Genomic DNA, 21,025 nt, shown 5'->3' with positions numbered 1-21,025 from the left:
TCTTGGCGCCCGAGCCCGCCCCTGGCGCCCGAGCCCACCCCTTCTGCCCCGCTGATGCGGGGTGGGCTCGGGTCGATGGAGCGGGCTCGGGGAGACCGCAGTCAGGCGTCGATGCCGACCGAGTGCGACAGGCGTGCGCGCTCGTCGCCCGACAGCTCGAGGTCGGCGGCCTTCGCGCTGTCGACGATCGACTCCGCGCGCCGCGCGCCGGGGATCGGGATGACGGTGTCGCCCAGTCCGAGCTCCCAGGCGAGCACGACCTGCTGGGGGCTCACGCCATGTGCGCGGGCGACCTCGCCGAACACGGCGAACCGGTCACCGACCGACCGGGCGGCACCGCCCGTGCCGCCGAGCGGGCTCCACGGGAGGAACGCGATGCCGTGGTCGGCGCAGTAGCGCAGCTCGTCGTAGCTGCCCGGATGCCGCGGCGAGAACTCGTTCTGGACGCTCGCGAGGTTGCCCTCACCGAGCACCTGCTGCGCGATCTCGATCTCCTCGACGCTCGCATTCGAGATGCCGACCGCGCGGATCTTTCCCTCCTGCTGCAGCGTCTTGAGGTTCTCCATGACCTCGCCGTAGACCATCCAGCGATCGGGGCGGTGGTACTGGTAGACGTCGATCACATCAGCCCGGAGCACGCGGAGCGACGCCTCGACGGCCTGCCGCAGGTAGTCGAGCGAGCCGTCGCGGCCCCACTTCTCGCCCTCGCTGCGGGTGATGCCGCCCTTCGTCGCCACGACGATCTGAGACCGATCGCCGCCCCACGAGGCCAGCGCCTCGGCCATGATCTCCTCGTTGTGCCCCATCGTGTCCCAGCTCGGGGCGTAGATGTCCGCGGTGTCGAGCAGGGTGACGCCGGCGTCGAGCGCGGCGTGGACGGTGGCGACGGCATCCTTCCGGTCGGGGATCTGCTTGTCGTTGTTCATCGAGACCGGCATCCCGCCCAGGCCGATGGCCGAGACGGTGAACGGTCCGAGGGTGCGCTGCTGCATGGGTCTCCTTCGACGATCGCGACGATGCGCGGTGGTGTGTCACCAGCCTGACAGTCGCGGACACGATCCGGGAGCGACTTGCGCAGTCGTGCCGAGCCACTCACCTCCCGGTCATGGGCGATGTTCTCAGCGGGTCCGACGGCCCTCGGGAGAGAATGGATGCCGGCCACCCGGCGACCCGCCGCCGCGTGCGCGACCGCCGACCGCCAGGAGCCCGAATGACGATCGCCGACAACCGCCCGACCCCCGATGGCAGCGAGACGGCTGCGCCCGCGCATGCCCTGGCCGGGGGACCGCCCCTGCTGCCGGTCATGGCCGCGGTGGGCGAGGGTGCGTGGGTGACCGACGTCGAGGGGCGTCGCTACCTCGACCTCACCGCCGATCCCGCGCTCACCTTCGGGCACCGGCATCCCGCCCTGCTCGCGGTCGCGACCGAGCAGCTCGGACGGTTGACCGCGACGAGCGCCGTCGTCACGGACGACCGGGCCGACGGGTTCGCCGACGCGCTTGCCGCACTGCTCGGCGCGGAACAGGTCCTGCCGGCCGCCACCGGGCCCGACGCGCTTCGCGCCGCCGTCACGGTCGCGGTCGGCGCGGGGTCGCGGACGACCGTCGTGGTCGCGGCCGGCTCGCACCCCGAGCTCACGGCGTCGGGCGCCGTCGCGGTGCCCTTCGGCGACGTCGACGCGCTCGCCGCGGCACTCGACGACACCGTCGCCGCCGTCGTCCTCGAACCCGTGCAGGCCGCGGCGGGGGTCATCGCCGCGCCCCCCGGGTATCTCGAGGCCGCGCGGCAGGCGTGCGCCGACCGCGGGGTCGCCCTGATCCTCGACGAGACGCGCAGCGGACTCGGCAGGCTCGGCGACACCGTCGCACTCGCTGGCGAGGGGCAGGCGCCCGATCTCCGCGTGATCGGCCCGGCGCTCGGCGGTGGCATCGTGCCCGTCGCCGCCGTCGTCGGGAGCCGCGCGCTGCTCGGCGAGGCCCGCGCCGCGGCATCCCTTTCTCCGCTCGCGAGCGCCCTCGCGCACCGCGTGGTCGAGATGCTCGAGGCTGGCGAGCTGCAGAACCGGGCCCGCGCGCTCGCCGAGCACCTCGCCGGACGGATCGAGGTGCTGACGGGGGCGGGGGCCGTCGGCGTGCGTCTCGCGGGGGTCTGGGCGGGCGTCGACGTCGACCCGTCCGTGGTGACGGCCGCGGATGTCGCCCGACGCCTCGTCGCGCGCGGTGTCCTCGTCGACGTGGTCGGTGACGCGACGCTCGTGCTGGCTCCGCCGCTCGTCGTCCGGGCGACCGAGCTCGACTGGGCGATCGAGCAGCTACGCGTCGTGCTCTCCGCCTGATCCCGTCGTGTCACGCACCATCCGCAGGAGGGATGGTGCTCGTGATGTCACGCGTGGTGCTCTGAGCGACACCCGCCCCGCGGCTCCGACAGGTGTATCGCCACTGTTCCGGGAATGACCGTTGACACCGTCGCTCCGAGTCCGCTACCGTGCTGGTCATACGTAGAAGCACACCGTCGTTCTTCTACGGACCGGCGCTCATACGTATGACCGCCGGGATCGCACGCCACGTCACAGGAGACCGGAATGCGCACTTCCCGAATCGCCGCCACCGCCGCACTCGCGACGGCGGCGCTCGCTCTGGCCGCCTGCACGCCGGGCACCGCCACGAACACCGCCGCCCGCGCCGAGACCCTGATCTACGGCAAGTCGGACGGCGGCACGACGTATGTCCGCAACTACAACGTCCTCGGGCCCGCGACCGAGAAGGCCCCCAACGCCGAGCTGATCTACGAGCCTCTCGCCCGCATCGACTACGCCAACGGCGCTGTCGTCGAGCCGTGGCTCGCCGAATCGCTGCAGTTCGACGAGGCCGGCACCGCGCTCACGATCGAGCTGCGCTCCGATGTGACGTTCTCGGACGGCGAGACGATGGATGCCGACGATGTCGTCTACTCGCTCACGCTCCCGCTCGAACGCCCCGAACTCAACCTCGCCGGTGTGACCTACGAGGCGGTGAGCAAGATCGACGACGACACGGTCCGGGTCGACTTCGCCGAGCCCTCGTTCGCCGCTCTCAACCAGTTCGCGTCGAGCTCGCTGCCCGTCGTCCCCGAGCACATCTGGCGCGACCAGGACCTCATGAGCTGGACGAACCCCGATCCCGTGGGCACGGGCCCCTTCACGGTCGACGCGTTCGCGGCCCAGCAGGTGACGCTCAAGGCGCGCGACGACTACTGGGGCGGGCAGATGCCCATGACCTATCTCAAGGTGCTCGCGACCAACGTCGAGGCGGTCAAGGCGCAGCTGCTCCGCGGCGATGTCGACTGGGCGCCGGCGTCGTGGGCGGGCGCGGAGGAGGAGTTCGTCGCGCAGAGCCCCGAGACCAACCTGTACCAGCTCTACGCCACCGGCGGCGCCTATTCGATGATGTACAACACCGCGCAGCCGCCCTTCGACAACGTCGACCTGCGGCGCGCGCTCGCGCTGTCGATCCCGCGCTCGGACATCACCGCGACGCTCAACCGGCCGGGCACCGAGGCAGGCCCCACGGGCCTCGTCGACCAGATCTACGCCGACTGGATCGCGCCGGAGTATCGCGGTGTCGTGCAGGACGTGGATCCCGCCGCGGCGCAGGCGGCGCTCGCGGCATCCGGCTTCACGGTCGTCGACGGCGCCCTCGAGAAGGACGGGCAGCGGTACTCGCCCCGGCTGTCGTTCAACCAGGACTTCGGGTGGAACGCGTACGCCGACATCATGATCAACAGCTGGAAGTCGGTGCTGGGCATCACGGTCGCCCCGGCGGGGGCCCCGGGGGCGACCCTCTACGACCAGCAGAAGACGGGCGACTTCGACCTGACGATCGCCACGACCGGAGGCGCGGGCGTCTACGGCGTCTACGGGTTCCTCGACAGTCGGTACGTCGAGCCCCTCGGCACAGCCGCCGCGACGAACGTCGGGCGCTGGAACGATCCCGAGACCGACCGCATCCTGTCGGACATGACCCGGGCGGCCGATGAGGACACCCTGCGTTCGCTCGGACAGGAGATGCAGCGGATCGTCGTCGACGAGGTGCCCTTCAGCCCGCTGTACAACTCGTACTGGTTCGTCGACATCAACGCGACGCACTGGACCGGCTGGCCGACGCCCGACGACTTCGACGCCGTGCCCTTCCCGAGCCTCGGGCCCGACACCGTCCGCACCCTGCTCTCGCTGAAGCCGGCGTCATGACCGCGCTCGGCGGGGCTCCCACGCCCACGACGACGACGGCCCTGGCCGAGGTCTCGGCGCGCCGGAAGCCCCGCCGTCGCAGTGGGGCCTTCCTCCTCAAGCGCCTCGGCTTCTACCTCGTGGCGGCGTGGTCGGCGGTGACGCTCAACTTCGTCATCCCGCGCCTCATGCCCGGCGACCCGTCGGCGGCGATCATCGACCAGCTCGAACGGGTGAGCGGTCAGGCCTTGGCGCCGGAGGCGCTGGTGTCGATCCGCGGGCTCTTCGGCAACCCCGATCAGAACCTGTTCGAGCAGTACGGCGCCTATGTGGCCCAGCTGGCGAGGTTCGACCTCGGTGTGTCGATCTCGAACTTCCCGGTCCCGGTCGCCGATCTCGTCGGTGCCGGCCTGCCGTGGACGCTCCTGCTCGTGGGGACGACGACCGTCATCTCGTTCGTGCTCGGCACGATGCTCGGAGTCGCCGTCGGCTGGCGGGCCGGGTCGCGGTTCGACTCGATCATGACGCCGCTCATCACCTTCGTCTCGTCGGTGCCCTACTTCTGGATCGCGCTGCTGGCCCTGTGGCTGTTCGGCTTCGTCTTCGGCTGGTTCCCGCTCTCGGGCGGATACGACCCGAACCTGCCGATCTCGCTCGAGCCGGCCTTCCTGCTGAGCGTCATGCAGTACGGGGCGCTGCCCGCACTGACGATCATCTTCTCGGCGTTCGGCGGGTGGATGCTGGGCATGCGCAACATGACCGTCACGACGGTGCGCGAGGACTACGTGCTCCTCGCGCAGGCCAAGGGCCTCTCTCCCGCGCGCGTGCGCTGGCGGTACGCGGCGCGCAACGCGATGCTGCCGCAGTTCACCGGCTTCGCGATGGCGCTCGGCGGCGTGGTCGGCGGGGCGCTGCTGACCGAGATCGTCTTCAGCTACCCGGGCATCGGATACCTCCTGTTCTCGGCGCTGCAGAAGCGCGACTACCCGGTCATGCAGGGCGTGTTCCTGCTCGTGACCCTCACCGTCCTGCTGGCGAACCTCATCGCCGACTCGCTGTACGTGTGGCTCGATCCGCGCGTCCGAGAGGAGAGCTGACATGCGTGCCTCCCTGCTCCGCAACGGCAAGGTGCTCTTCGGGGTCGTCGTGCTGGCGTTCTTCGTGCTGCTCGCCCTGCTCGGTCCCGTGCTGCTGTCGGCGCTGGGTCTCGACGCCCGCGCCAACGACATCTCGGCGATCGCCGCGCCGCCGAGCGCGGCGCATCCGCTCGGGACGACGCAGTTCGGCCAGGACGTGCTCGCGCAGGTCATCGAAGGTGCCCGGGGCTCGATGTTCGTCGGGTTCCTCGGTGCGGCCATCGGCACCGCCATCGCGATCGTCGTCGGCGTGCCGGCGGGCTACTTCGGCGGCACCACGGGCAACCTGCTGAACTTCCTCACCAACATCTTCCTCGTCATGCCGGTGCTGCCGCTGATCTTCGTGGTCGCCGGCTACCTGCAGGGGACGGGCCTGGTCATGATCGCGATCATCATCGGCGTGTTCGGGTGGGCCGGCGGAGCGCGCACGCTCCGCGCCCAGGCGATGAGCGTGCGCAACCGCGACTTCGTCCAGGCCATGCGGATGCTGGGCGAGCCGCACCGGCGCCTCATCTTCGTCGAGGTGCTGCCCCACCTGTACGGCTGGATCGCGTCGATGTTCCTCGGCGGCCTCATCGGCGCCGTCATGGCCGAGGCGGGGCTCGCCTTCCTCGGTGTCTCCGACTCGTCGGCGATCAGCTGGGGCACCATGATCCAGGCCGCGCAGCAGCAGAGCGCCGTGCTGCGCGGGCTCTGGTGGTGGTTCGTTCCGCCCGGGCTGTGCATCGCGCTCGTCGGCACGGCTGCCGCGCTCATCAACTTCGGCGTGGACGAGCTCGCGAACCCCAAGCTGCGGGCGGCGAGCCGGCGGGTCGCGAAGCGCACCGCCTCGGTGCGCCGGGAGGCCGCCGTGCTCGAGGCGACCGGCGCAGAGAGGGCATGACATGACGATGATCCAGGAGAGACGACCGAAGGCGCCCTCGGATGCCGCGGGCTCCGACGTGCTGCTCGAAGTGCGGGGGCTCACCGTCGAGTACGCCGGCGCGGCGGGCGCGGTGCGCGCCTGCGTCGACGTGACCTTCGACCTGCAGCGCGGCGAGATCCTCGGCGTCGTCGGTGAGTCGGGGTCGGGCAAGTCGACGCTCATCACGGCGCTCACCCGGCTGCAACGGCCCCCGGCCGTCACGACGGCGGGAAGCGTCGTGTACCACCCCCGCGAGGGCGGAGCGGGGATCGACCTGGTGCGGCTCACCCCGCGGCGGCTGCGGGGGCTCCGCTGGACCCGGCTGTCGATCGTGCTGCAGAGCGCGATGGACGCCCTCAACCCGGTCACCCGCGTCGGTGAGCAGTTCGTCGACGTGCTGCGCACGCACGACCGTTCGATGAGCCGGGCCGCGGCGTGGGAGGAGGCGCGGCGGCTGCTCGGGCTCGTCGGCATCTCGGCCGACCGGGCGCGCAGCTTCCCGCACGAGCTGTCGGGCGGGATGCGGCAGCGTGCGACCATCGCGCTGGCTCTCGCCTGCCGGCCCGAGCTCGTCGTCATGGACGAGCCGACGACGGCGGTCGACGTCGTCATGCAGCGGCAGATCCTCGCGCAGGTGCTGCGGCTGCGGCGTGAGCTCGGGTTTGCCGTGGTGTTCGTGACGCACGACCTGTCGCTGCTGCTCGAGCTCGCCGACCGCATCGCCGTCATGTACGCCGGCCGAATCGTCGAGCTCGCGGCATCGCGCGAGATCTACCGCTCACCGCTTCATCCGTACACGCAGGGCCTCCGCGACTCCTTCCCGCCGTTGCACGCACCGATCGAGCGTCTGGAGGGCATCCCGGGTACGCCTCCCGACCTGCGACTGCTCCCCGCGGGCTGCCCGTTCGCGCCGCGCTGCGCCCACGCGTTCGACCGCTGCCGGTCGGAGCTGCCGCAGCTCACCCCGCACGGCGAGCGGTCCGTCGCCTGCCATCTGCGCGAACCCGAGGAGGTCGGCTCATGAGCGAGACGATGACGACGAAGCCCATCGAGTCCGCGCCGGTGCTCGAGGCCGTCGATGTCACCAAGCACTTCACCGTCACGTCGGGGCTCGGCGCCAAGGCGACCGTGCACGCGGTCGAGGACATCACCCTCCGGCTCCTCCCGGGGCGGGTCACCGCCGTCGTCGGCGAGAGCGGCAGCGGCAAGACGACGCTCGCGCGGCTGCTCGCGCGTTTCTACGAACCCACCTCGGGCAGCATCCGCCTCGAGGGGAGAGCCGTCGAACGCCCGACCGGCCAGGCCGAACTCGCCTATCGCAAGGCGGTGCAGCTGATCTTCCAAGACCCCTTCGGGTCGCTCAATCCGCTGCACCGCGTGCGGCACAACATCGACCGGGCGATCCGGCTGCACCACCGCGGGCTCTCCCGCGCCGAGCGGCTGGGCCGTGCGCGGGAGCTGCTGGAACGCGTCGCGCTCACCCCCGCCGACGACTACCTCGAGAAGTTCCCGCACGAACTGTCGGGCGGCCAGCGCCAGCGCGTCGTGATCGCACGCGCCCTCGCGGTCGAGCCGCGCGTCCTCCTCGGCGATGAGCCGATCTCGATGCTCGACGTCTCGATCCGGCTCGAGATGCTCAACCTCCTCGACCGGCTCCGCCGCGAGGACGGTCTCGCGCTGCTGTACATCACCCACGACATCGCGAGCGCCCGTTATCTCTGCGACGACATCGTCGTGATGTACGCGGGCCGCATCGTCGAGATGGGCCCGAAGGAGGCGGTGATCGCCGACCCGCAGCATCCGTATACGAAGCTTCTCATCGAGTCGTCGCCCGACCCGCAGGGCGACCCCGATCGCGATCGCGACGCCGTCTTCGGGTCGGCCGACGACCTCGGCGAGCCGCCGAGCCTCATCGACCCACCGAGCGGATGCCGCTTCCACCCGCGGTGCCCGTTCGCGATGGAGCAGTGCCGCACGACGCGTCCGCCCCGGATCGTCGTGGGGCCCGACCATGGCGCAGACTGCTGGCTGCACGACGTCGGTCGCGGGCACGAGCTCGCCGGTTCGTCGATGACGCAGCTCGTCTCCCGCACTCTGACCGAGGAGGTCCCGTGACCACGCCCAGCACCCGCCCGCGCTCGATCCGCCAGTCCGACGTCGCCCGCCTCGCCGGCGTGTCGCAGTCGGCGGTGTCGCGCGTGATCAGCGGCGACGCCGCGCGCATCCCCGACGAGACCCGCCAGCGCATCCACGAGGCGATCGCCGAGCTCGGCTACGTGCCCAACCCGGTCGCACGCAATCTCCGTGGCTCGCGCACGCAACTGCTCGGAGTTCACACGTTCGAGCCGCTCTTCCCGAACGCGCGCGAGGGCTTCTACGTCGAGTTCTTGCTCGGCATCGAGCAGCGGGCCGAGGAGACGGGCCACGACCTCGTGCTGTTCAGCTCGACGGGCGACGGTGCCGGCGGGCGGCGCATCTACCGCGACGAGACGAACCGGCTGCGCATCGCCGACGGCAGCGTCCTGCTGGGCGTCTCGCCCGACCGCGACGAGCTCGCGAAGCTCTGGCGCGAGGGGTACCCCTTCATCCACATCGGTCGTCGCGACGTCCCCGGAGCCGCGATCCCGTGCATCATCCCCGACTACCGTGCCGCGGCCTCCGAGATCGTCGAGCGCCTGCACGCGCTGGGGCACCGCACCCTCGCGTACCTGCGCGACTCGATCGACGTCGAACCGTACGAGGACCGCCGCGCCGGGTATGCGGAGGCGATCACCCGCCTCGGTATCGCCGACGCGTCACCCGGATTCCGCGAGGGCCGCGCGGGCGTTCCCGACGAGGTCGTCGCTGCTCTCGCCGCCGGACGCTGCACCGCCGCCGTCGCCGAGAGCGAGCGGGTGGCGGTCGAGCTGCGCAGCCGACTGACCGAGCTCGGGCTCGACATCCCGGGTGACGTCTCTGTCGCCGTCCTCGAGGACACGAGCGCCGCGGACCTGCGCTGGGACGACCTCCGAATCCCGCGCCAGGAGATCGGACGGCTCGCCGTCGACCGCCTGATCGAGATGGTGGACGATCCGGATGCCGACCGGGAGAGCACGTTCGTCGCGTGCGAGGTGGTCGCCGGTGGCACCGTCGCCAGCGTCAGGGAGGAACGAGGATGACCGAGTCGATCGACCTGCTGATCATCGGAGGGGGCGTCGGCGGGGTGGCCGCGGCGATCACCGCGACGCGTCTGGGCCTGCGGGTCGTGATGACCGAGGAGTCCGGGAGGCTCGGCGGGCAGCTGACGTCGCAGGCGGTGCCCCCCGACGAGCACGCCTGGATCGAGCGGCCGACGACATCGCCGAGCTACGCCGAGTTCCGTCGCCGGGTCCGCGACTACTACCGCCGCAACTACCCGGTGACGACGGCGGCGGCCGCCGAGCCGATCTTCAATCCGGGACGCGGCATCGTCAGCCGCCTCTGTCACGAGCCGCGCGTCGCCGACGCGGTCATCGACGAGATGCTTGCGCCGTGGCTCGCGACCGGGCGACTCCGGGTCCTCCGAGACCACGAGCCCGTCGCGGTCGACGTCGTGGGCGACCGGGTCGAGGGCGTGGTCGTCCGCAGTCGGACGGGGGAGGAGACGGTGCTGACGGCGCCGATCGTGGTGGACGCCACCGAGCTCGGCGACCTGCTCGAGCTCGCTCGGGTCGAGCACGTCATCGGCGCCGAGGGAGTCGACGACACCGGTGAGCTGCACGCCCCCGCGGTCGCCGACCCGATGGACCAGCAGGCGGTCTCGTGGTGCTTCGCGATCGAGCACCGCGAGGGCGAGGACCATGTCGGCGATCGCCCCGCGCGCTACGAGCACTGGCGGACGCACGTCGACTCCTTCTGGCCGGGACCGCAGCTGTCGTGGACCGACATCGAGCCGATCGGGCTGCACGAACGGACCCGCCCGCTCTTCCAGGAGGTCGACACCCCCGACGTGCCCTTCGATCTCTGGCGGTATCGCCGCGTGCTCGCCGCCGAGAACTTCACGGGCGGCATCTCCGACGTGACGCTCGTCAACTGGCCGCAGATCGACTACTGGGAGGCGCCCCTTCTCGGCGTCGACGGGGCCGCGGCGGATCGGGCGCGGGCGGCGAGCCGGGAGCTGTCGGAGTCGTTCCTGTACTGGATGCAGACCGAGGCGCCGCGGCACGACGGTGGCACCGGGTACCCCGGCCTCCGCCTGCGCGGCGACGTCACCGGCACCGCCGACGGATACGCGGACCGCGTCTACATCCGCGAGGCGCGGCGCGCGGTGACCGAGTTCCGGGTGCTCGAGCAGCACGTCGGCGTGCAGGCCCGCGGCGCGGGGGCGGGGAGCGCCGTGTTCGACGACAGCGTCGGGCTCGGGCACTACCGCATCGACCTGCATCCCTCGACGGGCGGTCGCACCTACGTCGACATCGAGTCGTACCCGTTCCAGATCCCGCTGGGCGCGCTGCTGCCGGTGCGCGTCGACAACCTGCTGCCGGCCGCGAAGAACATCGGCTCGACCCACATCACCAACGGCTGCTATCGCCTGCATCCGGTCGAATGGAGCATCGGCGAGGCCGTCGCCGCACTCGCCGCCGTCGCGCTCGCCGAGGGGGTGCCCCCACGCGCCGTCCGGGCCCGGCCGCGACTGCTCGACGACCTGCGCCGGGTGCTGACCGACCGTCTCGGCATCGCGCTGCGCTGGCCGGAAGAGGTGCGCACGCACCACTGGAAGCCGCGGGAACGAGCCCGCGAAGTCGTCCCGTCGCGCTGACGCGTCGGGATCGTACGTCGGCGACGAGGCCGGCGCACGTGTCAGGAAGGACGGATCCATGCCCCCTCTCTCCCACCCGCCCCATCCCGTCGCGCGTCGACGCGGGCGCCGGCGACGCCGCCTCGGCGCCGTCGTCTCGGCGGTCGCGCTCATCGCCGGTCTCGCGTGGGTCGCGCCCGCCGCTGCCGTCGCCGACGGGTCTCTCCCCGCGCTGTCGGCCCAGGGGAACCGGGTCGTCGACGCCACCGGAGCAGACGTCGCCCTGCGCGGGGTCTCGGTGCTCGCCCCCGAGCAGAACGACCTCTGCGACTACTGCGACTCGCGGCCGACCTCCGAGATGATCGACCTCGCGGCCGCTTGGGGATCGAAGGTCGTACGCCTGCCCGTCACCGAGATCTCCGCGACCACCGACCTCGCCGCCTACGACGCCGAGTACATCGCGCCGTACGTCCAGCAGGCCGTCGACCTCGGCATCTATCTCATCATCGACCTGCACCTCGTCCGCGACTACGGCGACGGGGCGGGTGCCGTGCCGCGCTCGACGGTCGAGCGCTTCTGGGACTACATCGCGCCGCAGTACGGCGACGTGACCAACGTCGTCTTCGAGGTCTTCAACGAGCCCATCAACCCCGCGAGCTGGTCGACGTGGAAGGCCTACATCCAGCCGGTCGTCGACGGCATCCGGGAGGCCGCGCCCGACACCCTGCTGCTGATGGGCTCGCCGCAGTGGAGCACATTCGTCAACGGTGCCGTGAGCGACCCCATCGTGGGCGGCAACATCGCGTACGTCTTCCACATCTACCCCAACCAGGGGGCCCCGACGACGGCGCTGCTCGACAGCAAGTTCGGCAACGCGGCTCAGCAGATCCCCGTCGTCATCACCGAGTTCGGATGGAACCCGCCGGGAGAGTTCTCGGACAGCATCACGGCGGGAACCACGACGAACTGGGGTGTGCCGTTCCGCACCTACCTCGACGCCCGTCCGTGGATCGGCTGGCAGGCGTGGATCCTCGACAACTTCTGGAAGCCGCAGATGTTCGATTACGACTGGAACATCCTCGGCGGCGAGCACCAGGGGCAGTTCGTCAAGGACTGGCTGGGCGGTCTGCCCAACGTCTCGCCGTGCGCCTCGCACGACGCCCTCGGGGCCGCGGTCACGGTGTCGTCCACATACTCCGGGGCGTATCCGGGCTCGCGGCTCGTCGACGGTGACTGCACCGACGCCGGCCGATGGCTCTCGGCGGTGGGCGACGCGACGCCGACGGCCACGATCGAGCTGGCCGCGCCGCAGCGGGTGAGCTCGCTCGGTGTGTACAGCGGATTCGGCGGCGGGGCCGGAACCGGCGTCGTGCTCGTCGACTTCACGGTCGAGGTCCGCACCGCGTCGGGCTGGCAGCAGGTCGCCGCCGTCACCGGCAACACGCAGGCTGCCCGCGAGGTCGCGATCGGCGCCGACGGGGTCGAGGCGGTGCGTCTCGTGGTGACGAACCCCTCGGCCTCGGCCACGGAGGCCAAGATCGCCCGCGTCTACGAGCTCGCCGTGCGCGGCTGACACGCCTGAGCGACACACCGGCAGGACCGGTGGTGCTGGTGTCGGCTCCCGCCCCGGGCGGGACGACATCAGCCCCACCGGTCCGACGGGCGCATCCCCGACCGGTGCGTCGGATGTCAACACGGCGAACGAAACCGAGCGGGAAATACTGACGCAACACAGGCCGGATTAGGCTCGCATCCATGGGTGACCTCTTCGACGGATACGGCTCGACGCTGACGCCGCGCAAGACCGTGTCGGGGGTGCCGCCGTACGACGAGATGTTCGAGGTCTCGGGCACGATGCCGGCCCCCGGGAGCTCGCGCGCGGCGTACCGCGAGCTGTATCAGGCGCTCGCACAGATGACCCAGGAGGAGCTCCGCGGACGCACCGAGTCGCTCGCGAGCTCGTACCTCGCTCAGGGCGTCACCTTCGACTTCGCGGGCGAGGAGCGGCCCTTCCCGCTGGATGCGGTACCCCGCGTGATCGACTACGACGAGTGGTCGCACGTCGAGTCGGGCGTGAAGCAGCGCGTGCGCGCGCTCGAAGCCTTCCTCGACGACGCCTACGGCCACCAGTTCTGCGTCCGCGACGGTGTGCTGCCCGCGAAGCTCATCGCATCGTCGCAGTACTACTACCGGCAGGCCGCCGGCATCCGCTCGGCCAACGGCGTGCGCATCCAGGTCTCCGGCATCGACCTCATCCGCGACGAGCACGGCGAGATGCGCGTGCTCGAGGACAACGTGCGCGTGCCCTCGGGGGTCAGCTACGTGATCTCGAACCGCCGGGTGATGGCGCAGACCCTGCCGGAGCTGTTCGTCTCGATGCGGGTGCGGCCCGTGGGGGACTATCCGAACAAGCTGCTGCAGGCGCTGCGCGCCTCGGCGCCCCCCGGTGTCGACGAGCCCAACGTGGTCGTGCTGACCCCGGGCGTGTACAACTCGGCCTACTTCGAGCACACGCTGCTCGCGCGTCTCATGGGCGTCGAGCTGGTGGAGGGCCGCGACCTCGTCTGCTCCGGAGGCAAGGTGTTCATGCGCACCACCCGGGGTCCGCAGCGCGTCGACGTCATCTACCGCCGTGTCGATGACGACTTCCTCGACCCCCTGCAGTTCCGTGCCGACTCGATGCTCGGCGCTCCGGGCCTCATGCTCGCCGCGCGCCTCGGCAACGTGACGATCGCCAATGCGGTGGGTAACGGCGTCGCCGACGACAAGCTGCTCTACACCTACGTGCCCGACCTCATCCGCTACTACCTCGCCGAGGAGCCCATCCTCAAGAACGTCGACACCTGGCGGCTCGAGGATCCCGGCGCGCTCGAGGAGGTGCTCGACCGCCTCGACGAGCTGGTCGTGAAGCCCGTCGACGGCTCGGGAGGCAAGGGCCTCGTCGTGGGCCCCGACGCCTCCCCGGCCGAGCTCGAGAAGCTTCGCAAGAAGCTGCTCGCCGACCCGCGCGGCTGGATCGCGCAGCCGGTCGTCATGCTGTCGACGATCCCCACCCTGGTCGAGGACGGCATGCGGCCCCGTCATGCCGATCTAAGGCCCTTCGCCGTCAACAACGGCGACGAGGTGTGGGTGCTGCCAGGCGGGCTCACCCGTGTCGCGCTCCCGGAGGGACAGCTCGTCGTGAACTCCAGCCAGGGCGGCGGCTCGAAGGACACGTGGGTCGTCGGCGGCGATGCGCCGCGCACCCTCGAGTACAGCCAGGGCAACCTCGCCGGGCTCGTCGCCGACCAGGCGTCGACGCAGGCCATCCCGATCGTCTACGACGAGCAGGAAGAACCGGCCCACTCGCCGCACGACCACCCGGACGGCCTGCGCGAGCAGCAGGAGCAGCAGCAGCAGACCGGGGGTGCGACATGCTGAGCCGCATCGCCGAGAGCCTGTTCTGGATCGGCCGGTACATCGAACGCAGCGACGGCACCGCGCGCATCCTCGACGTGCACCTGCAGCTGCTGCTCGAGGACCCATGGATCGACGAGGACACCGCCTGCCGGTCGTTGCTGTCGGTCATGGGCTCGTTCCCTCCGGAGGGCCTCGACATCGTGACCCGCCAGGACGTGCTCACCCGGCTCGCGGTCGACCGCACGAACCCGTCGAGCATCGCGTACTCGCTGCAGTCGGCGCGTGAGAACGCCCGCCGTGCCCGAGAGATCGTCTCGACGGAGCTGTGGGAGACCCTGAACACGACCTACTCCCGGATGCCGCGGCGTCTGAACGCCGAGAAGGTGCACGAGTTCTTCCACTGGGTGCGCGAGCGTGCGGCGCTGGCGATCGGCGTCACCGACTCGTCGACCAGCCGCGACGAGGCCTGGCAGTTCTTCACGCTGGGTCGCTCGATCGAGCGCACCGACATGACGGCACGGCTGCTCGCGACCCGGTCGCTGACCGAGGAGTCCGGCCCGTCGTGGACGACCATCCTGCGCTCGTGCGGCGCGTACGAGGCGTACCTCCGCACCTACCGCGGCATGCCGAGCGCGCGCAATGCGGCGGAGTTCCTCCTGCTCGACCGGCTGTTCCCGCGCTCGATCATCCACTCGATCCAGCGCGCAGAGGAGTGCATGAGCGCCATCGATCCCGTCGCCGACCGTGTCGGGCACTCCAACGCGGTGCTGCGCGCCCTCGGCCGCATCCGGAACGACCTCGAGTACCGGCCACTGGGCGAGATCCTCTCGGAGCTGCCCGAGCACATGGACAACGTGCAGAAGGTGACCCGGGAGGCGTCCGAGGCGATCCGCAGCCGCTTCTTCCCCACAGCGGCGGAGCCGAACTGGATCGGAGAGACCTCGTGAAGCGTCTGCGCATCGAGCACACGACCGGGTTCACCTACCCGGGCGACGTCGCGGCGTCGTACAACGAGGCGCGGATGCTGCCCAGCTCGACCGACAGCCAGTTCGTGCTCAGCTCGCAGCTCGACATCGATCCGACGACCGCGGTCAACCACTACGTCGACTATTTCGGCACCCGGGTCGCCGCGTTCGACGTGCTCGCCGCACACCGTTCGCTCGCCATCACGGCCCGTTCGCTCGTCGAGGTGCGGCCGCGGCCGATCGAGCACCGGCAGATCTCGTGGCGCGACCTCGCCGACGAGTCGGAACGCTCGATCCACACGGTCGAGCAGCTCGGACAGACCGTGCGCACCGCGCCGCACCCCGAGGTCGCCGAGCTCGCCCGTGAGATCGCGGCGTCGCACGACGAGCCCGGCCCCGCCGCGCACGCGATCGCGGTCGCGATCGGCGACGCCGTGGAGTACATGCCCGGCGTGACCGGCGTGCACTCGACCGCGGCGGAGTCGTGGCCCGAGCGCAAGGGCGTCTGCCAGGACATCGCGCACATCACCCTCGGCGCCCTGCGCAGCGTCGGCATCCCGGCGCGCTACGTCTCGGGATACCTGCACCCCGATCCCGACGCTCAGGTCGGGGTGGCGGTGACAGGCGAGTCGCACGCGTGGGTCGAGTGGTTCGCGGGCGACTGGCAGGGGTTCGACCCGACCAACAACATCGAGATCAGCGACCGGCACGTGCTGGTCGGGCGCGGGCGGGATTACAACGACGTGCCGCCGCTGCGCGGCGTGTTCGCCGGTCCGTACAAGAGCGCCCTGCACGTGACGGTGACCATCACGCGCGAGGCGTGATCAACGCACCGACGTCGAAGCGCGGACGACCAGCTCGGGCTGGAAGACGGTCTGCCGCGGGATGAGGTCGGGGTCGCCCGCCTCCTCGAGCAGGACACGGAGCGCGGTGCGTCCGATCATGCGGCTCGGCTGACGAAGCGTCGTCAGGGGAACCGCGGTCGCGGTCGCGAACGAGATGTCGTCGAACCCGACGATGGCGATCTCGTCGGGAACGAGCATCCTGCTGCCGACCACGAGCGACTGCAGCAGGCCCATCGCCAGCAGGTCGTTCCCCGCGAAGATGGCGTCGGGCCAGTTCGCTCGGGGCCGTGAGACGATGCGTCGCCCCGCCTCCGCTCCCTGCTCCACGGTCGGCGCGGTCGTCGAGACGACCTCGATCTCGGCGCGCGGCGACGCGTTCTCGGCGGCGACGCGGGCGCCGGCCAGTCGATCCGTCATCTGGCGGACGTCGAACGGCCCGCCGACGAAGGCGATGCGCCGCCGGCCGGTCTCGATGAGGTGCGCCGCGGCCATCCGTCCGCCGGCGACGCTGTCGACCGACACCGACGAGAACCGCCCGTCGCCGCTGAAGCGGTCGACGAGCACCGCCGCGATGCCCCGTGCGCGCAGGCGCTGCAGCCGGGCGGTGATGTCACCGTGCGGCGCGATGAGCACGCCGCGCACCTGCTGCTCCTCGAACAGATCGAGGTACATCCGCTCGCGCGTGACGTCGTCGTCGGTGTTGCCGTAGAGGATCGCGATGCCGTCGCGCGACGCCTCGTCCTCGGCGCCCCGCACGACGTCGTTGAAGAACGGGTTCTGCCCGTCGAGCACGACGAACCCCACGGTCGTCGAGACGCCGGCGCGCAGCTTGCGGGCCGCGTCGTTGCGGACGTAGCCCAATTCGTCGATCGCGCGGGTGACGCGTTCGACAGACTCGCTCGAGACCTCGTCGGGCCGGTTGAGCACGTTGGAGACGGTGCCGACCGAGACGCCGGCGCGCTGGGCGACATCGCGAATGCTGATCGCCACGGCATCCCGCCCCTTCGTCGGATCACGATCCGGTCACTGTCGGTCGTTGACTTGACCCCCGTCGATGATTGTCCTTACAGTAGCTGAATCCAACCTGAATCGATTCACTTTCGATCAGATCACCCGACGACGACCCGTCATCCCGACCTCAACGAAGAGGAGCCATCGTGGCCATCGATGCCGAATCCCCGCACGCGGCCGCCGCGCTGGAGCTGCGACGCGTCGTGAAATCGTTCGGCGCGGTCGTGGCCCTGCGCTCGGGCAGCCTCACGCTGCGACGCGGGTCGATCCACGCCCTCATCGGCGAGAACGGGGCCGGCAAGTCGACCCTCGTCAAGATCGTCGCCGGGCTCTACCGGCGTGACGGCGGCGACTTCCTGCTCGAGGGCGAGACGGTCGACTTCACCAGCACCGCGCAGTCGAAGGCGGCGGGCATCGCCGTCATCTACCAGGAGCCGACGCTCTTCCCCGATCTCTCGGTCACCGAGAACATCTTCATGGGTCGACAGCCGACGTCGCGTGTCGGGCGCATCGACCGCCGGGCGATGCGCCAGGAGGCTGCGGCGATCTTCGAGCGGCTGGGCGTCAACGTCGACCCCGACCGCGTCACCGAGGGACTCTCGATCGCCGACCAGCAGATCATCGAGATCGCCAAGGCCATCTCGCTCGACGCGCGCGTGCTCATCATGGACGAGCCCACCGCGGCCCTCTCGGGAGTCGAGGTCGAGCGCCTGTTCGCCGTCGCCCGCAGCCTGCGCGACGAGGGGCGTGCGCTGCTGTTCATCTCGCATCGCTTCGACGAGGTGTTCGAGCTCTGCGACACCGTCACCGTCATGCGCGACGGGTCGTACGTCGACACGACCGCCATCGCCGACACGACGGTCGACGAGCTCGTCCGCCAGATGGTGGGACGCGACGTGACCGAGCTCTTCCCCAAGCTCCCCGCCGAGATCGGCGACGTGGTCCTCGAGGTCACCGGCCTCACGCGGCCGGGCGTCTTCCGCGACGTGTCCTTCCAGCTGCGCGCCGGCGAGATCGTCGGGCTCGCCGGTCTCGTGGGGGCCGGGCGCAGCGAGGTCGCCCGGGCGATCTTCGGCGTCGATCCCTACGAATCCGGCTCGGTCACGCTGCACGGTTCCGCCCTGCCGAAGGGCAGCCCGCAGAAGGCCACCGAGCGCGGCATCGCGCTCGTCCCCGAGGACCGCCGCAAGCAGGGCCTCGTGCTCGACGACGGCGTCTCGCGCAACATCACCCTGGCCATCCGCGGCAAGCTCGCGCGCTGGGGACTGCTGTGGAACGCGCGCGAGAACGCGGCGGCCAAGGTGTGGGCGAGCCGGCTCGAAGTGAAGACCGCCGCGCTCGACACCGAGGCGGGCACGCTCTCGGGCGGCAACCAGCAGAAGGTCGTGCTCGGCAAGTGGCTCGCGACCGAGCCGACCGTGCTCATCGTGGACGAGCCCACGCGTGGCATCGATGTGGGCACCAAGTCGGAAGTGCACCGCCTGCTCAGCGAGCTCGCCCAACAGGGCCTCGCGATCCTGATGATCTCGTCCGAACTCCCGGAGGTGCTCGGTATGGCAGACCGCGTCCTGGTCATGCGCGAAGGCCGCCTCACGGGCGAGTTCGACCGCGCCGAGGCCACACCCGAGGCGATCATGTTCGCCGCGACAGCGGATGCGGAGGCCGTCGCATGAGCGCCACCCTCGCTCCCGCCGGCCGAACGGGCGGGGCCGACCGCCTCGGGCGGGTCGTCCGTCAGGTCGTCACCGCCCGGGAGACGGGCATCGCCCTCGCGCTCGTCATCATCGTCGTCGCGGCGACCACGGCCAACCCCAACTTCCTGTTCTCGCCCGACGGCTTCCGCGACCTGCTGCTGACCCCCTCGGTGCTGCTTCTCGTCGCGGTCGGCCAGGCGATCGTCCTCGTCACCCGCAACGTCGACCTGTCGGTCGGGTCGGTCGTCGGCCTCACCGCCTACCTGACCGGGCGGCTCTTCAGCGACATCGACGGCATCCCGATCGTCGCGGTGTTCGCGGCCGGCATCCTGCTGGGCGGTCTGCTGGGCGCCGTCAACGGCCTGCTCGTCGCGTGGGCGAAGGTGCCGGCGCTCGTCATCACCCTCGGCACGATGTACATCTACCGCGGTGTGAACGTCGCGTGGACCGGCTCGGACCGCATCAACGCCTCCGACCTGCCGCGGGCCTTCCGCGGTCTCGGCACCGACCAGCTCGTCGGCATCCCGATCCTCACGATCATCGCCCTCGTGGTGCTGATCGCCGCCGCCTGGTACCTGCGCAACATCCGCGGGGGCCGCGAGTTCTACGCGATCGGCTCCGACCCCGGCGCCGCGCACCTGTACGGCCTCAAGGTCTCGCAGCGCATCGTCACCGCCTTCGTCGTCTCGGGCGCCCTCGCGGGCCTCGCCGGGGTCCTCTACGCCGCGCGGTACGGCACCGTCAGCTCGGCTGCCGGCACCGGCTGGGAGCTGCAGGCCATCGGCGCCGCGGTCATCGGCGGGGTCGCGATCTCGGGCGGAGTCGGCACCGTGTGGGGGGCCGCGATCGGCGCCTTCCTGCTGCTCACGATCAACCGGGCGCTGCCGATCCTCGGGATCGACGACTTCTGGCAGCGCGCCGTCGTCGGCGTCCTCATCCTCGGCTCGATCGTGCTCGATCGCGTCCTCGCGGTGCGGCAGCACCGACGACTCATCGCACAACGGGAGGAGGGCCGATGAGCGCCCCGGCCACCGAGACCACCCTGGTCCGGCTTCACCAGCCCTACACCCGTCCCGCATGGCGGCGGATGCTGCTCACCCGCGAGATGGCGATCATCGCGATCCTCGTGGTCGTGGTCGTCGTCGCCCTCGCGTCGGTGCGCAACTTCGACAGCCCGCTGACACTCACCTACCTGCTGCGCGACATCGCGCCGATCCTGCTGATCGCGCTGCCGATGACGCTCATCATCATCACGGAGGAGATCGATCTCTCGGTCGCCAGCATCCTCGGGCTCTCGAGCGTCATGACCGGCGTGCTGACCCAAGCGGGTCTGCCGTTCGCGGTCGCCGCCGTGCTCGCGATCCTCGTCGGCACCGTCTGCGGAGTGTTCAACGGCTTCCTCGTGACCGTGGTGGGCCTGCCCTCGCTCGCGGTGACGATCGGGACGCTCGCGCTCTTCCGCGGGATCGCGGTCGGCCTGCTGGGCACCACCGCCATCACGGAGTTCCCCGAGGAGTGGACCGACCTCGCCAAGGCGAACGTGCCGGGCACCCCGGTGCCGATGATCATCGTGCCGTTCATCGTGCTCGCCGTCGTCTTCGCCGTCCTCCTGCACTTCACGCCGTTCGGCCGCTCGCTGTACGCCATCGGCCTCAACAAGGAGGCCGCGCACTTCTCGGGCATCGACGTCGGCCGCACGAAGTTCACGCTGTTCGTGCTCTCGGGCACGGTCGCGGGCTTCGCGGGCGTGTACTTCACCCTGCTGTACTCCAACGCCCGCGGCGACAACGCCATGGGCATGGAGCTGCAGATCATCGCGGCGGTGCTGCTCGGCGGCGTCTCGATCTTCGGCGGACGCGGCGCGCTGCACGGCGTCATCGCCGGCGTGCTGCTGATCGGGACGCTCGGCAGTGCACTGCGCCTGGCTCGTGTGTCCAGCGACATCATCAACGTCATCACCGGCGTGCTGCTGATCCTCTCGGTCGTCTCGGCCAGCATCCTCGTCTGGGTGCACCGCCGGCGGACCGCGGCGGTCGGCAAGCGGCGCGGGCGGCGGGCAGCCGTCCGCGCGCGCGACGCCGAGCAGAACCGCAACACCTGACACCACACCC

At 70.8% G+C, this 21,025-nt stretch carries 17 protein-coding genes; 15 read left to right on the top strand and 2 right to left on the bottom strand.

Translation table 11 applies throughout. From position 1 onward, the window contains the following. Positions 1-101: 101 nt before the first annotated feature. Entirely contained in the window at positions 102-992 is an 891-nt protein-coding gene (locus BLT21_RS06905; protein WP_091500588.1) for an aldo/keto reductase, read from the bottom strand. A 218-nt stretch (positions 993-1,210) separates the two neighbouring features. Here BLT21_RS06905 and BLT21_RS06900 point away from each other — a divergent pair, with 218 nt between their 5' ends. From BLT21_RS06900 to BLT21_RS06845, 12 genes are all read left to right on the top strand, one after another. Then, positions 1,211-2,335, top strand: a complete 1,125-nt coding sequence (locus BLT21_RS06900; protein ID WP_091500587.1) for an aminotransferase class III-fold pyridoxal phosphate-dependent enzyme — start codon at positions 1,211-1,213, stop codon at positions 2,333-2,335. A 246-nt stretch (positions 2,336-2,581) separates the two neighbouring features. Further along, complete coding sequence (locus BLT21_RS06895) at positions 2,582-4,225, top strand: ABC transporter substrate-binding protein (protein ID WP_091500586.1); 1,644 nt, start codon at positions 2,582-2,584, stop codon at positions 4,223-4,225. Continuing rightward, positions 4,222-5,301, top strand: coding sequence for an ABC transporter permease (locus BLT21_RS06890; protein ID WP_091500585.1), 1,080 nt, complete (start codon positions 4,222-4,224; stop codon positions 5,299-5,301). The genes BLT21_RS06895 and BLT21_RS06890 overlap by 4 nt, the downstream gene beginning before the upstream one ends. A gap of 1 nt (position 5,302) precedes the next feature. Then, positions 5,303-6,223 (top strand): ABC transporter permease, encoded by a 921-nt coding sequence (locus BLT21_RS06885; RefSeq protein ID WP_091500584.1) that lies wholly within the window; start codon positions 5,303-5,305, stop codon positions 6,221-6,223. 1 nt (position 6,224) lies between these two features. After that, positions 6,225-7,268, top strand: a complete 1,044-nt coding sequence (locus BLT21_RS06880) for an ABC transporter ATP-binding protein (RefSeq protein WP_091500583.1) — start codon at positions 6,225-6,227, stop codon at positions 7,266-7,268. Then, positions 7,265-8,359: an ABC transporter ATP-binding protein gene (locus BLT21_RS06875; RefSeq protein ID WP_256335955.1), complete on the top strand. Its 1,095-nt coding sequence runs from the start codon at positions 7,265-7,267 to the stop codon at positions 8,357-8,359. The genes BLT21_RS06880 and BLT21_RS06875 overlap by 4 nt, the downstream gene beginning before the upstream one ends. Beyond that, complete coding sequence (locus BLT21_RS06870; RefSeq protein ID WP_091500582.1) at positions 8,356-9,402, top strand: LacI family DNA-binding transcriptional regulator; 1,047 nt, start codon at positions 8,356-8,358, stop codon at positions 9,400-9,402. Before BLT21_RS06875 ends, BLT21_RS06870 begins: the two co-directional genes overlap by 4 nt. Continuing rightward, positions 9,399-11,021: an FAD-dependent oxidoreductase gene (locus BLT21_RS06865; RefSeq protein WP_091500581.1), complete on the top strand. Its 1,623-nt coding sequence runs from the start codon at positions 9,399-9,401 to the stop codon at positions 11,019-11,021. Before BLT21_RS06870 ends, BLT21_RS06865 begins: the two co-directional genes overlap by 4 nt. A 58-nt stretch (positions 11,022-11,079) precedes the next feature. Then, positions 11,080-12,573, top strand: coding sequence for a cellulase family glycosylhydrolase (locus BLT21_RS06860; RefSeq protein WP_091500580.1), 1,494 nt, complete (start codon positions 11,080-11,082; stop codon positions 12,571-12,573). A 182-nt stretch (positions 12,574-12,755) separates the two neighbouring features. Then, on the top strand, positions 12,756-14,420 hold the full coding sequence (locus BLT21_RS06855) for a circularly permuted type 2 ATP-grasp protein (protein WP_091500579.1): 1,665 nt from the start codon (positions 12,756-12,758) through the stop codon (positions 14,418-14,420). Beyond that, entirely contained in the window at positions 14,414-15,346 is a 933-nt protein-coding gene (locus BLT21_RS06850; protein WP_091500578.1) for an alpha-E domain-containing protein, read from the top strand. Before BLT21_RS06855 ends, BLT21_RS06850 begins: the two co-directional genes overlap by 7 nt. Then, positions 15,343-16,188, top strand: coding sequence for a transglutaminase family protein (locus BLT21_RS06845; RefSeq protein ID WP_091500577.1), 846 nt, complete (start codon positions 15,343-15,345; stop codon positions 16,186-16,188). The genes BLT21_RS06850 and BLT21_RS06845 overlap by 4 nt, the downstream gene beginning before the upstream one ends. Here BLT21_RS06845 and BLT21_RS06840 read toward each other — a convergent pair whose 3' ends face one another. Next, positions 16,189-17,199, bottom strand: coding sequence for a LacI family DNA-binding transcriptional regulator (locus BLT21_RS06840; protein ID WP_091500576.1), 1,011 nt, complete (start codon positions 17,197-17,199; stop codon positions 16,189-16,191). It abuts the gene before it with no gap. Between the two features lie 167 nt (positions 17,200-17,366). Here BLT21_RS06840 and BLT21_RS06835 point away from each other — a divergent pair, with 167 nt between their 5' ends. The 3 genes from BLT21_RS06835 to BLT21_RS06825 are packed head-to-tail and all read left to right on the top strand — an operon-like array spanning position 17,367 to position 21,015. After that, a complete protein-coding gene (locus BLT21_RS06835; RefSeq protein WP_176786826.1) occupies positions 17,367-18,893 on the top strand; it encodes a sugar ABC transporter ATP-binding protein in 1,527 nt (508 codons plus the stop codon). Beyond that, positions 18,890-19,933: an ABC transporter permease gene (locus BLT21_RS06830; protein ID WP_091500574.1), complete on the top strand. Its 1,044-nt coding sequence runs from the start codon at positions 18,890-18,892 to the stop codon at positions 19,931-19,933. Before BLT21_RS06835 ends, BLT21_RS06830 begins: the two co-directional genes overlap by 4 nt. Further along, positions 19,930-21,015: an ABC transporter permease gene (locus BLT21_RS06825; protein ID WP_091500573.1), complete on the top strand. Its 1,086-nt coding sequence runs from the start codon at positions 19,930-19,932 to the stop codon at positions 21,013-21,015. The genes BLT21_RS06830 and BLT21_RS06825 overlap by 4 nt, the downstream gene beginning before the upstream one ends. The last annotated feature ends 10 nt before the right edge of the window (positions 21,016-21,025 follow it).

Origin of the sequence: Microbacterium sp. cf332 (genome assembly GCF_900102175.1) — a bacterium.
Taxonomy (GTDB): Bacteria; Actinomycetota; Actinomycetes; order Actinomycetales; family Microbacteriaceae; genus Microbacterium.
Note: the sequence above shows the minus strand (reverse complement) of the source record. Positions and strands in the feature narration are given on the sequence as shown.